Below are 12,526 nucleotides of genomic sequence, written 5' to 3'. Positions count from 1 at the left end.
GAGGAAGAAGATGAAACGTGCAAAGAAATGGTATAGTCCATTTATTTTCTTACTATTTGTTCTGTTCATCATGGTTGGATGTACGAACGAACAGCCTGATATAAACGCGACAAGTAAGCCACAAGTCAAAGAACAAAAAAGCACAGAGGCAAATTTTACAGCTAAAAATGTGAGTAAAGATACAAAAGTCGCGCTTATTGCGGAGTTTACAACGGGCACACACGCAGCTCAGTATATTAGCGGTGCGACAGCAGCTGCTAAAGAACAAGGTATTCAGCTTACGGTTTCAGATGCCAACAATGATCAGTCAAAGATGGCAGCTTATTTAGATACAGCAATCAATCAAAATGTGGACGGGATTATTATTAAGCACGGGCGCTCTGAAACGCTAGAACCTGGTGTAAAGCGTGCGGTTGCAAAAGGAATTCCTGTTGTTGCATTTGATGTTGAGCTAGATGTCGATGGTGTGACAACCATCGACCAAGATGACTACATGTTGGCACTTCAAGGCTTAAAGCAAATGATGCAGGATATTAATGGCGAAGGAAAGATTGTGTACATTTTCGTTGGTGGTTTTGCACCAATGGAAAAGCGAAATACCATTTATGAAGCTATGCTAGAACGCTATCCCGACGTAAAAGAAGTTGCGCGATTTGGAAACGCTACATCAAATACATCGCTAGATACGCAAACAAAAATGGCGGCAATCTTGAAAAAGTATCCAAATAAAGGTGATATTACAGCCGTGTGGGCACCATGGGACGAATTCGCCAAAGGAGCTACTCGTGCAATTAAAGAAGCAGGCCGAGATGAAATTAAAGTTTATGGCGTTGATTTATCGGATGAAGACTTACAAATGATGCAAGAGGAAAATAGCCCATGGAAAGCATCAGCAGCGGTAAATCCAGCAGCCATTGGTACAAAGCAAGTGGAGTTTGTGCTGCAAAGAATTTCTGGCCAAGACGTACCGAGGTATTACTCGTTTAACCCAACGCTTATTACTCAGGATGATTTACCTGATGCGCCTATTAACATGGACCAAGTGGGTGAATTTGTAGAAGCTTGGAATCAAAAAGAGTAGAGGAGAAGACAGATGACGATTGAACAATTAGAAATGAAGCATATCGCAAAGTCATTTGAATCATTTCAAGCGCTTCAAGATGTAGGTTTTACCGTGAAAAAAGGCGAAATCCATGCTTTATTAGGAGCAAACGGTGCAGGGAAAAGTACGTTAATGAAAATATTATCTGGAGCATACTCCGAATATAGTGGGAACATTTACAAAAATGGTCAATCTGTTACGCTTCGTTCTCCGAAAGATGCGAAAAATTTAGGGATTGCCATTGTTCATCAAGAAGTCGATGTCGCACTTGTCCCCTCCCTAACGGTGGCGGAGAATATTGCGCTGGACCGTCAAACAAGTAAAGATAGCCCTGCAATCGTTAAGTGGAAGCAGCATGCGACTGAAGCGAAAAGTGCTCTTGCTACGCTGGGTTCAACGTTAAACGTTAAAAAAAATGTATCGGAATTAACGCTAGCAGAAAAGCAGCAAGTATTACTTGCTCGTGCCATCTTACAAGATGCAGAATATATTATCTTGGATGAACCAACAGCACCGCTAAGTCAACATGAAACAAAGCGCTTGTTTGAAGTTGTGGATAACTTAAAGCAAAAAGGGGTGGGCATTATTTATATTTCCCATCGTCTTCAAGAAGTTAGTGATTTGTGCGACAAGTACACCGTGCTAAAAGATGGAAAGCATATTGTGACAAAAGCAATTGGACAATCAACAATTCAAGAAATGATTACATTTATGCTAGGAAAACAAATAGCACAAGAGTCGGTACGTGAAGAAGTAGCAGTTGGAGATGAACTGCTTCGTGTAGAACAATTGTCTCTACCAAGTGTACTACAAGGTATTTCGTTTCATGTTAAAGAAGGAGAAGTTGTTGGTATTGCAGGGCTTGTCGGTGCAGGGAAAACAGAATTATGTCGCAGCTTATTTGGTCTGGAAAACAAAACAACCGGACATTTATCAATGCGCAACCATCCACTTTTAGTAAATCGCTCTCCGCGCTACTATATTAAAAATAAGCTTTCTCTCATACCAGAAGAAAGACGAAAAGAAGGTATTTTAGTAAATGAACCCATTATGCTTAACTTGTCACTTCCTAGCTTAAAAAATTTTACGAAGTGGACGTTTGTACAAAAGCGAAAACAAAGAGAAGCCACTCAGACTGTAGCCACGAATATTGGAGTTAAAGCCGCGTCTGTTATGCAAGAAGTAAAAACGCTAAGCGGTGGTAATCAGCAAAAAGTAGCCATTGGTAAATGGCTTTTAAAAGAGACTGACGTGTATATATTTGATGAGCCCACAAAAGGCATTGATATCGGATCCAAACAAGAAATTTTCTCCATAATGAATGAATTAACCAAACAACAAAAAGGCATTTTATACGCAACTTGTGAATTTGATGAATTACTCAACATAGCTGATCGAATCTACGTTATGTATAACGGGACAATTGTAAAAGAACTATCGAAAGCCGAAGCAACGTATGAACAATTATTTTATTACGCGTCTGGAGGAACGGTATGAGTGCAGAGTTAGTGAATGAACAAGTAAAAACAAAAAAACAAACAGGACAGTGGATGGAGTTTGTCACAAAATACGGTACAGTAGTAGCTATTTTACTAGTCACCATCTTTTTTTCAATTGCTTCACCCAATTTCTTAACTCCAGGAAACATCAGCGATATTTTACGCTCAATTTCAATTGTCACGCTTATCGCATTAGGTGTGACAATTTCATTGACTGTCAATGGCCTTGATTTATCGGTTGGCTCGACGGCTGGTTTAGCAACTATTCTATCAGCATCTATGCTTGTCTTGCATCGGCAAGAGTTGCTAGTAGCATTGTTAATTCCAATTTTAGCTTCCCTACTTGTGGGGCTTGTGAATGCATTTTTTGTGGTGAAAGTTAAAATTCCTGATATTTTAGCCACGCTGTCAATGATGTTTATTGTACAGGGAATCTTGTTAACCTATACGAAAGGATCGGCTATTTATACGAATATGCCTTTAGAAGGTGGGGAGCGTGCACCTGGAATCTTTATTCCTTCCTTTTTAGCACTAGGACAAGGGCATGTTCTGGGAGTTCCTGTGCCAGTGATTATTATGCTCCTAGCTGTCCTCGTTGTCCATATTTTCTTTACATATACAAAATATGGACGATTCTTTTATGTAACGGGTGGAAATATGGAAGCAGCAAGGCTTTCAGGAATTCCAGTCAATCGCTACCGTATGTATGCTTATGTGTTATCGAGCTTACTAGCAGGGATTGGGGGAGTTGTTTTAGCAGCAAGAATTGGGGTGGGAGAAGTGAATGCAGGGGCTCCTTTTCTAATGGATGCTGTTGCTGCAGCATATATCGGTTTCTCCGTATTTGGGGCAGGTAAACCGAATATTATTGGCACGCTGCTTGGGTCTATTTTAATTGGCGTCCTCTTAAATGGTTTAACGATGTTAAATGTTCCGTACTATACACAAGACATTATTAAAGGGACGGTTCTTGCAGCTGCTTTAGCTCTTACATACTACCGTTCAAAGAAATAATTACGCAAGATTGCACGAGGTGACTTTGTCATCTTCGTGCAATTTTTTTGTTTAAAATCGGGCAAAGTAAGGGAAATATGCAAATAAAAAGGGGGCTATAAAATGAAGCGAATTGTTGTGATTGGAGGCGTAGCGGCTGGTATGAGTGCAGCATCTCAGCTACGTCGCTTAGACAAAGAAGCCGAAATTATTGTATTTGAAAAAGGCCGGGATGTTTCATATAGTGCATGCGGTATGCCGTATTATTTATCAGGTGTTGTGAAAAAGCAAGAAAGTCTTATCGCTCGAACAGTTGATGAGTTTAAAGAGCGTGACATCACGGTTCATCTTCAACATGAAGTAAAAGAAGTGAATCACATAAAGAAATATGTTGTTGTACATAATCATCAAACAAATGAGTCACAAGAAGTGTCGTACGATGAGCTCATTATTGCAACGGGAGCTTCAGCAGTAAGGCCACCCTTTATGGTTGATGCTCAAAATATATTTTCATTAAAGACGTTAGAAGACAGTACGAATATTCATCGTTATTTAAAAGAGGAAAATGTACAAAAAGTTGTGATTATCGGCGGTGGATATATTGGAATGGAACTAGTAGAAACCATGCATTTATTAGGAAAGCAAGTGTCTGTTATTGAGCGTGGAGATCATATACTGTCCATGTTTGACAAAGAAATCGCTACACCAATACAAGACGAGCTAAAAAAGGATATTGCTTTTCATGTGAATGAAGAAGTGGAAGAGTTAATTGCAGATCATGAAAAGATAACGGCGGTTCGTACCAATAAAAATACGCATGAAGTAGACCTTGTTATTGTAAATGTGGGAGTGAAACCAAATACATCTTTCTTAGAGAGAAATGGCATTCGAATGCTAGAAAATGGTGCAATTCTCATTAATGACAAAATGGAAACCAACGTTCCGCACCTATATGCAGCGGGTGATTGTGCAAGCAGCTATCATCTTGTGTTGAAAAAACCGGTTCATTTTTCACTTGGTACAATTGCTAATAAGCAAGGACGAATTTTAGGCGCAAACCTAGGAGGAGAAAATAAACGGTTCCCAGGTGTCATTGGTACAAGCATTTTAAAAGTTATGGATTTAGAAGTTGCTAAAACTGGAATTACTGAAAAAGAGGCAAAAGCAGAAAACCTTGAATATAAAGCGGTTACGGTAGACGCTTATAATCACACACCGTACTATCCAGATGCAACAAAAATGTTAATTAAACTCGTTTACGAAAAAGACACACATATTATACTAGGAGCACAAATTATGGGTGATTCAGAAGCAGCTAAGCGAATTGATGTGTTTGCAACAGCCATCACAGCAGGATTAACAACTGAGCAGCTAACCTTGCTGGATCTTAGCTATGCTCCACCTTTTGCTACCGTTTGGGATGCGGTTCAAATTGCTTCTCAAAAAGCCACATAATGACAAACCGACGTGGATCTATCACGTCGGTTTATCATTTAAAGGAGACATTGCAAAATTTGTAGATGCGCTGTCATATCTGCATGTTTTGTCGAAGAGGAATTTTTTTCTAAAAACAAAAGCTTGGAAAATCAACATTGGTAACGCTTTCTTTTTTAGTGTAAAAAAAACTTTATAAGAAAAATGTCTATTATTGCGACTCTATTTACATATTTAGTAGAATTTGTAATAATGCGTTATAGGCTAATTTTCTTTTAATAGGAGAGGATCTTGTGTTTGGTTTAAAAAAGCAAAGTAAATCAGAAGCGTTATTTATACAAATTGTGAGGAAAAGACAAAAAATGGTGGAGATTGGTGAAAAAACAGGTTTATCAAGTGAAGAAACCATTACCTGTAGCCAAGAGTTAGATCAACTTTTGACGCTTTACCAAAAACAACTGTTGCGTGAGGAAGAAGATCGGACAAGCATTACAGAAACAATCGGTCGCTTTTTATCTTTTTCAAAATCGTAAAAAAGGGCAGCAAAGATGTGCTCTAATCTGCCCTGTATCTACTAGTACCTTAAAAGAAGTTAATAAGAAAAACCATAAATAGCAGGCCGATGATGAAAGAATATGTTGCAAATCGTTCATTTCCATCTCCATGGCTTTCCGGTATTAGCTCTTTGTAAATGATAAACAGCATTGCTCCAGCTGCGAATGCTAATCCGTACGACACAAGAGACTCGACAAAATTAGTGAGATAAAAACCAAGTAGCGACGTAATAATTTCTACAGATCCTGTTAATGTTGCAATTAAAAATGCTTTCAACTTACTGATATTTTGCTGTACTAAAAACAGAGCAACCAATAACCCTTCCGGCGCATTTTGTAATCCGATGGCTAAAGCAATCAGGTTTCCAGTGTTTTCTGTATCCGATGCATAGCTTACACCAACTGATAGTCCTTCCGGCAAGTTATGTAGCGTGATTGCTGCAATAATCAATAAAGCTTTTTCGTCAAACTGAATCCCTGTTTTAGAATGCTCTAAATCAATATGAGGTATGTTTTGTTCTAAAATTGTAAGCGTCATGACCCCCAGTAAAAGCCCAATTGCTAACGAATAAAAGTTCCCGCTTGCAAGGGATTCAGGAATTAAGCTCATTGTTGAAGCAGCCATCATAATGCCGGCTGTAAACGCCAGCAGCACATCTTTCCAGCGATGCGTTACTGCCTGATTCATAAATAAAATCGGCACAGCACCAAGCCCTGTGGATAGTGCAGAAAGAATACTGCCTATAAGTACATCTGTCATAACAATCTCCTTTTTCTTCTATCGTTCCACGTAATTACTACACTCATTATAATCTTCTTTATCTTTTCGTGAAAGTAGAACTTCTCTTATATGTTCATATGAAAAAAGCTTGAAGGCCATCGCTTCAAGCTTTTTTGATTGCAGTTATTTCGAAAAGTAAAGGGAATGCACTTGTTTTGCAATCTCTTCAATTTTGTTTGACACTTGAGGAATTCCATAACCAACAAACAGCGGAGAGGTTGCAAAGCGAGGGATAACTTTACATGCGCTTCGCCCATCATCCAGCTGATAAAAGAACAGGTTGTAGCTCGTACAGCTACGGTGGAAATGATTAAGCAAATAATGAGTAGCAGCTTGAACATAATCGGCTACTTCTTTATTATGTTTTTGAATATTCGATGTTACGATATTAAATTCAAAAAATCCCATGCGTGGCTTTATAGATAAGTTAAACTCAATATCTTTGTTTTGTTGAATTGAAATGCCTTCAAAATGCGCATTTGTAATATTTGAGCTTGTATCAAATGTTTTCAACCCGATAATTTGCATATGCGGATGGCGAAGAGAACCACCTGACATGGGCCCATGATTTTTAAAGAATAAAACGGACTCATATTTTTTGCTCTGGATCATCTGTAGCCAGCGAGTCGTCACAAATGAAAACAGTTTATACAAATGCTCTTTTGGATATTCTGATAGTTCTGATTGACATTGATCTGTTTCGATAATGACAGTTTGATAAGCATCTTGGAGAACGGGATACTTGTTTTCTAACCATATAATTGAATCTTCTCTTTCAATAATGCCGGTTAGAGAGTCCACATCACAGAATGGACAAGGATTTTGACGATTTACAATGGTTTCTGGTTTTTGTGAACCAATTGCTGAATTAAAAAATAAATGAGATGGTTTCATAAGCTTCACCTTTTTAATCTAATTATATCTATTGTAGTAGAACAATTAGCAGAAATCTACTGTTTAGCTTGCTTCGTTGACTTTTTAACCAAATTTTAGTATTATCTTGATATCGAGATAAATTAAAAAAGGAACTGATAAAAATGGATTCAACAGTAAATCGAGAAGAATTAGATCAATCTTTAAAATTATTCATTGTTCTATCAAGAGCGAATCGTTCCGTTATGGAGCATGTTCATAAGTTTATTCAACAACATGGTATGAACCCAACTGAATTCGCTGTATTAGAGCTTTTATATCATAAAGGAAAACAGCCTCTTCAACAAATTGGTGGCAAAATCTTATTGGCAAGCGGTAGCATCACGTATGTTATTGACAAGCTAGAGAAAAAGAGCTTTTTAGAGCGTGTAGCTTGTCCAAACGATCGTCGCGTAACGTATGCGCAAATTACGGAATCAGGAAAAGAAATGATTGAAAGCATGTTTCCTGACCATGAAATGCGTATTCATAGCCTTTTATCGGTGCTCACAAGTGAAGAGCAAGAAGTAGCCATTTCGCTATTAAAGAAAATTGGACACTATGCAGATGAGTATACACCGTCTGAATAAAGCAAAAAAAGCATCGATTTGATGCTTTTTTTGTATGGGGAAACAGTCATTGATGATTGATTAGAGGAGATTAAGCAATCATCACGAAGTACATAAATGAGCTTATAAAAAGAGAGGGGAAAAAGAAGTGACATTTGATCAATATACATACGAAAGACCAGATTTAAATCAGCTGAAAAAAGAGTTTAAACAAAGTATTACTATTTTAAAAGAAGCTAAAAATATTGAAAAGCAGTACGAAGCTATCGAAGAACTAAACGAGTTGCGAACAGATTATAGTACGATGAGCAACTTGTGTTATATTCGCCACTCTATTGATACAAACAATGAGTTTTATCAAAGAGAGCAGGATTATTTTGATGAAATTAGTCCTCTGTATGAAGAGCTTATGCATGAATACTATGAAGCACTTGTTTCATCAAGTTTTCGTGAAGAGTTAGAAGTTGCACTAGGAACGCAGTTATTTGCGTTAGCTGAAAGCCATTTAAAGACATTCCATCCATCTATTATTGAAGATTTACAGAAAGAAAATAAGCTTTCTTCTCAGTATACGAAGCTTATAGCCTCCGCTAAAATTATGTTTGACGGCGAAGAGCGCACTCTTGCCCAGCTGGAGCCTTTCATGCAGTCACCAAACAGGGAAATACGAAAAAATGCTGCTGCTTCACGCTTTCAATTTTTTAAAGATCATGAAGGTGAATTAGATCGTATTTACGATGAGCTAGTTCAGGTACGAACAAAAATGGCAAAGAAACTGGGATATAAGAATTTTGTAGAGCTTGGATATGCACGTATGACTCGTACAGATTATAATGCAGAGATGGTTCAAGCGTTTCGAGAGCAAGTCTTAACAGAGATTGTGCCATTAGCAGAAGAACTTAGAAAGAGACAAGCGAATCGCATTGGTGTTGACGAATTACTTTATTACGATGAGTCGTTTGAGTTTCAAACAGGCAATGCAATCCCAAAAGGAGATGCAAACTGGATTATTGAGAAAGGTAAAGAGATGTATAATGAGCTTTCAGCAGAAACAGATGAGTTCTTTGGTTTTATGATGGATAATAACCTTATGGATTTAGTTGCCAAGAAAGGTAAAGCAGGTGGGGGCTACTGTACGTTTTTAGAACGTTATAAAGCGCCGTTTATTTTTTCGAATTTTAACGGCACGTCAGGTGATATTGATGTATTAACTCACGAAGCAGGGCATGCTTTTCAAGTATATCAAAGCAGAAATATTGGAGTAATGGAATATTACTGGCCAACTTATGAATCAGCAGAAATTCATTCTATGAGCATGGAGTATTTTACGTGGCCATGGATGGAAGGTTTCTTTAAAGAAGACACACCAAAGTATAAGTTCACGCATTTAAGCTCAGGGCTGCTTTTTTTACCTTACGGTGTAGCAGTTGACGAGTTTCAACATATTGTTTATGAAAATCCAACGCTTACGCCAGAAGAGCGAAAAAACGAGTGGAGAAAGTTAGAACATAAATACATGCCTTCTAAAAATTATGATGGCGAAACATACCTTGAAAACGGTGGATTCTGGCAAAAGCAATCTCATATTTACAACGATCCATTTTATTATATTGATTACACGCTGGCCCAAATTTGTGCATTTCAATTTTGGAAAAAAGACAATGAAAATCATGAACAAGCATGGAGAGACTATTTGCATTTATGTAAGCTTGGTGGAAGCAAGTCGTTTACCTCGCTTGTGAAAGAAGCCAATTTACTTTCGCCTTTTGAAGACGGCTGCGTAAAGTCGGTTATTGGTGATATTAAAGCCTATTTAAATAGTATAGATGATCAATCATTGTAAGGGAAGCGAGCTGAACAGGCTCGCTTTTGTTACTTTGTAAAGGAAATGAATGAGAAATATAAAGAAATGAGCATAGTGTAAAGAGTTTGTTAGAAGACTGTAAAAACGCTCTTTTTTCCTTTTTTTTGAACTATAATCATCTCAGGAGCCATGTTGAAGCACGTACATAGTGGCTCAATTGATTTGAAAGGGGACAGGTACGATGAGTAAAAGTTTCTTAGTCAAATTATTTGGAGCATTTGCAGCAATTACGCTTATGACAGCATGTAGTGCAGAAGAGGGAGAAGACACAACAGATCAAGAGCAAACGGAAGATGCGGAAGAAACAACTGGAGAACCAGCAGAAACACCGGTTGAGGAAGAAGCTGTAGAAGAAGGTACAGAAGAGCAAGGTGCAACAGAAGAGGCAGAGGAACCAGCTGAGGAAGATGAAACAGAAGAATCAACAGACGATCAAGAGGATAATCAATAAAATAGAAAGAAAGCGACTCCAATGGGGAGTCGCTTTTTCATTATTTTAGTTTAGAAGTAACGCTGATTTTTTGCTGGTCATTAGCATCAATGAAAACTTCGTTTATTTCTTCATCTGTTAATAAAAGGTCAGTTATTTGGTCCTCAACGTGCTCCTGTATAGCGCGACGCAGTGGACGAGCACCAAATGCCGGGTGGTAGCCAAGAGATGCTAGCGCTTCTTTGGCTTTATCTGTAACCTGTAGAGCAATGTTTTGTTCTTTAAGCGTTTCTTCTAATTCATGAAGCATAAGCTCAACAATTTTTACTAAGTGTTCTTGTTCAAGGTGATTAAATTCAATAATCGCATCGAAACGATTTAAGAATTCTGGTTTAAAGTAAGCAGAGAGGGAATCTAAAACAGAAGCATGTCTAAGTGCTTCATTCTCTGCTTCAAAGCCCACTGTAATTTTCTTTTCTCCTACACCTGCGTTACTTGTCATAATGATTACCGTATCTTTAAAGCTTACGGTACGGCCTTGACTATCAGTTAAGCGTCCGTCCTCTAAGATTTGGAGGAACATATGCTGAACGTCAGGATGCGCTTTTTCAATTTCATCAAGTAAAATAATAGAGTAAGGGTTACGACGAACTTTTTCAGTTAATTGGCCGGCTTCGTCATGACCTACATAACCTGGAGGTGCACCAATCAGTTTAGACACCGCGTGCTTTTCCATATACTCACTCATATCAAGACGAATCATCGCATCTTTTGTTCCAAACATTTCTTCTGCTAGAGTTTTTGTAAGCTCTGTCTTACCAACCCCTGTTGGACCAACAAATAAGAAAGATCCAATAGGACGGTGTTTCGCTTTGAGCCCAGCACGAGAGCGACGAATTGCTTTTGCAACTTTTTCTACTGCTTCGCTTTGCCCAATGACTTTGTCAGAAAGGTTTGCTGACAGGTTGTTCATTTTATGAGCTTCATTTTCTTGGAGTTTTCCAACTGGAATACCCGTTTTCTTTTCAATGATTGCTTGAATATGTTCAACTGTAACTTCAGCTTTTTCTTGCTCTTGGTTTAGCTGTTTTTCAAGCTTTGCTTCTTCATCACGAAGTTTGGCAGCAGCTTCATATTTTTCTTCTTTTAAAGCTGTTTCTTTTGCCACAGCAATTTCTTTTAGTCGCTTATCAATATCATCTTTGTTTGTAATACCTGCTTTTAAGTTCATTTTTGAGCCAGCTTCATCTAATAAATCAATGGCTTTATCAGGTAAGAATCGGTCTTGGATATAGCGATGTGATAAATTTACACAAGCTTTAATGGCATCTTCAGTAAAGTTAACGCTGTGATACGCTTCATATTTGTTTTGAATGCCTTTTAAAATTTGGACGGCTTCATCTACAGATGGTTCATGGACCATTACAGGTTGGAAACGACGCTCAAGAGCCGCATCTTTTTCAATAGCGCGGTATTCTTTCAGCGTTGTGGCACCTACAACCTGAAGTTCACCTCTGGCCAATGCTGGTTTTAAGATGTTGCTTGCATCCATTGAACCTTCAGCAGAACCAGCTCCAACAAGCAAGTGAATTTCGTCAATGAATACAATGACGTTTTTGCGCTGCTGTAGTTCACTGATTAGCTGTTTCATGCGCTCTTCAAACTGACCACGAATACCCGTGTTTGCTACAAGAGCAGCGACGTCTAGTAAGTATACGTCTTTATTCATGAGTTTTGAAGGAACATCGCCTTCTGCAATTTTTAATGCTAAGCCTTCGACAACAGCAGTTTTACCTACACCAGGCTCACCAATTAAAACAGGGTTGTTTTTGTTACGGCGGTTTAAGATTTCAATGACGCGTTCAATTTCTTCGTCACGTCCAATAACAGGGTCAATTAAACCAGCTTTTGCAATTTGTGTTAGGTTGCGACCAAATTCGTCTAAGAATCCACCACCGTTTCCTCCTTGTTGAGGAGTAGGCTGCTGAACTGATTGATTCATGGCTTGTTCGTTTGCTAACTGATTGAATAAATCATCAATGTTCATGAAATGACCACCTCCAAATCCAGACGGCATCTTATTTTGTTTCATTAATGATTGATAACATGTATGGCATAAACGATATTGTGATTTTTGTTGGTTAGCTTGTACGTTTAAATAAATTGTTGCTTCACGTTGTTGACAGTTTTGACACATCATTTAAAAGACCTCCTTAGAATAATTAAATGAATGTAATCATTGATCAAGTAGCCAATTTGACTTTGACTATATTTGACCTTTGTGAGTTTATTATACTTTGACCTTTTTTGACTTTCAAGTGTTTTGCTTATACTTTTGTTTTGGAAGTTATTTCTTATTTCAAGTAGAATATTTTGTGTTTTGCTTGT

Annotated in this window: 11 protein-coding genes; 8 read left to right on the top strand and 3 right to left on the bottom strand. The window is 38.0% G+C overall.

Features of this window, described 5'->3' with window-relative positions; translation table 11 throughout:
* The first annotated feature begins 10 nt into the window (after positions 1-10).
* From V2145_RS13260 to V2145_RS13240, 5 genes are all read left to right on the top strand, one after another.
* Positions 11-1,081: a sugar ABC transporter substrate-binding protein gene (locus V2145_RS13260; RefSeq protein ID WP_131886995.1), complete on the top strand. Its 1,071-nt coding sequence runs from the start codon at positions 11-13 to the stop codon at positions 1,079-1,081.
* A gap of 12 nt (positions 1,082-1,093) precedes the next feature.
* Positions 1,094-2,599, top strand: coding sequence for a sugar ABC transporter ATP-binding protein (locus tag V2145_RS13255; protein ID WP_311858762.1), 1,506 nt, complete (start codon positions 1,094-1,096; stop codon positions 2,597-2,599).
* Entirely contained in the window at positions 2,596-3,615 is a 1,020-nt protein-coding gene (locus tag V2145_RS13250) for an ABC transporter permease (RefSeq protein ID WP_094911627.1), read from the top strand. The genes V2145_RS13255 and V2145_RS13250 overlap by 4 nt, the downstream gene beginning before the upstream one ends.
* A 102-nt stretch (positions 3,616-3,717) precedes the next feature.
* On the top strand, positions 3,718-5,049 hold the full coding sequence (locus V2145_RS13245; RefSeq protein ID WP_131886993.1) for a CoA-disulfide reductase: 1,332 nt from the start codon (positions 3,718-3,720) through the stop codon (positions 5,047-5,049).
* A gap of 272 nt (positions 5,050-5,321) precedes the next feature.
* Positions 5,322-5,561 carry an aspartyl-phosphate phosphatase Spo0E family protein gene (locus V2145_RS13240; RefSeq protein WP_094911626.1) on the top strand — a complete coding sequence of 80 codons (240 nt, stop codon included), beginning with the start codon at positions 5,322-5,324 and terminating at the stop codon, positions 5,559-5,561.
* Positions 5,562-5,610: 49 nt separating this feature from the next.
* Here V2145_RS13240 and V2145_RS13235 read toward each other — a convergent pair whose 3' ends face one another.
* The gene (locus V2145_RS13235) at positions 5,611-6,342 is read right to left on the bottom strand and encodes a ZIP family metal transporter (RefSeq protein ID WP_131886992.1); all 732 of its coding nucleotides are present in this window, start codon (positions 6,340-6,342) and stop codon (positions 5,611-5,613) included.
* Between the two features lie 144 nt (positions 6,343-6,486).
* On the bottom strand, positions 6,487-7,257 hold the full coding sequence (locus V2145_RS13230) for a DUF4931 domain-containing protein (RefSeq protein WP_094911624.1): 771 nt from the start codon (positions 7,255-7,257) through the stop codon (positions 6,487-6,489).
* A gap of 143 nt (positions 7,258-7,400) precedes the next feature.
* Here V2145_RS13230 and V2145_RS13225 point away from each other — a divergent pair, with 143 nt between their 5' ends.
* The 3 genes from V2145_RS13225 to V2145_RS13215 all read left to right on the top strand — a co-directional run bounded on the left by V2145_RS13225 (position 7,401) and on the right by V2145_RS13215 (position 10,159).
* Positions 7,401-7,865 carry a MarR family winged helix-turn-helix transcriptional regulator gene (locus tag V2145_RS13225; protein ID WP_094911623.1) on the top strand — a complete coding sequence of 155 codons (465 nt, stop codon included), beginning with the start codon at positions 7,401-7,403 and terminating at the stop codon, positions 7,863-7,865.
* A gap of 127 nt (positions 7,866-7,992) precedes the next feature.
* Positions 7,993-9,687 (top strand): M3 family oligoendopeptidase, encoded by a 1,695-nt coding sequence (locus V2145_RS13220; protein WP_330987831.1) that lies wholly within the window; start codon positions 7,993-7,995, stop codon positions 9,685-9,687.
* 202 nt (positions 9,688-9,889) lie between these two features.
* On the top strand, positions 9,890-10,159 hold the full coding sequence (locus tag V2145_RS13215) for a hypothetical protein (protein ID WP_094911621.1): 270 nt from the start codon (positions 9,890-9,892) through the stop codon (positions 10,157-10,159).
* Positions 10,160-10,199: 40 nt separating this feature from the next.
* Here the strand turns inward: V2145_RS13215 and V2145_RS13210 are convergent, their stop codons facing one another.
* Entirely contained in the window at positions 10,200-12,338 is a 2,139-nt protein-coding gene (locus V2145_RS13210; RefSeq protein WP_330987830.1) for an ATP-dependent Clp protease ATP-binding subunit, read from the bottom strand.
* Between the last annotated feature and the right edge of the window lie 188 nt (positions 12,339-12,526).

It is taken from the genome of Priestia sp. GS2 (assembly GCF_036409025.1).
Taxonomy (GTDB): domain Bacteria; phylum Bacillota; class Bacilli; order Bacillales; family Bacillaceae_H; genus Priestia; species Priestia aryabhattai_A.
The sequence above is the reverse complement of the archived record's forward strand: the minus strand, read 5'-3'. Positions and strand labels throughout refer to the sequence as shown.

Coding starts and splice junctions, on each gene's coding strand:
- V2145_RS13215 (WP_094911621.1), top strand. CDS start 9,890: ATGAGTAAAAGTTTCTTAGTCAAATTATTTGGAGCATTTGCAGCAATT.
- V2145_RS13255 (WP_311858762.1), top strand. CDS start 1,094: ATGACGATTGAACAATTAGAAATGAAGCATATCGCAAAGTCATTTGAA.
- V2145_RS13260 (WP_131886995.1), top strand. CDS start 11: ATGAAACGTGCAAAGAAATGGTATAGTCCATTTATTTTCTTACTATTT.
- V2145_RS13235 (WP_131886992.1), bottom strand. CDS start 6,342: ATGACAGATGTACTTATAGGCAGTATTCTTTCTGCACTATCCACAGGG.
- V2145_RS13225 (WP_094911623.1), top strand. CDS start 7,401: ATGGATTCAACAGTAAATCGAGAAGAATTAGATCAATCTTTAAAATTA.
- V2145_RS13230 (WP_094911624.1), bottom strand. CDS start 7,257: ATGAAACCATCTCATTTATTTTTTAATTCAGCAATTGGTTCACAAAAA.
- V2145_RS13245 (WP_131886993.1), top strand. CDS start 3,718: ATGAAGCGAATTGTTGTGATTGGAGGCGTAGCGGCTGGTATGAGTGCA.
- V2145_RS13250 (WP_094911627.1), top strand. CDS start 2,596: ATGAGTGCAGAGTTAGTGAATGAACAAGTAAAAACAAAAAAACAAACA.
- V2145_RS13210 (WP_330987830.1), bottom strand. CDS start 12,338: ATGATGTGTCAAAACTGTCAACAACGTGAAGCAACAATTTATTTAAAC.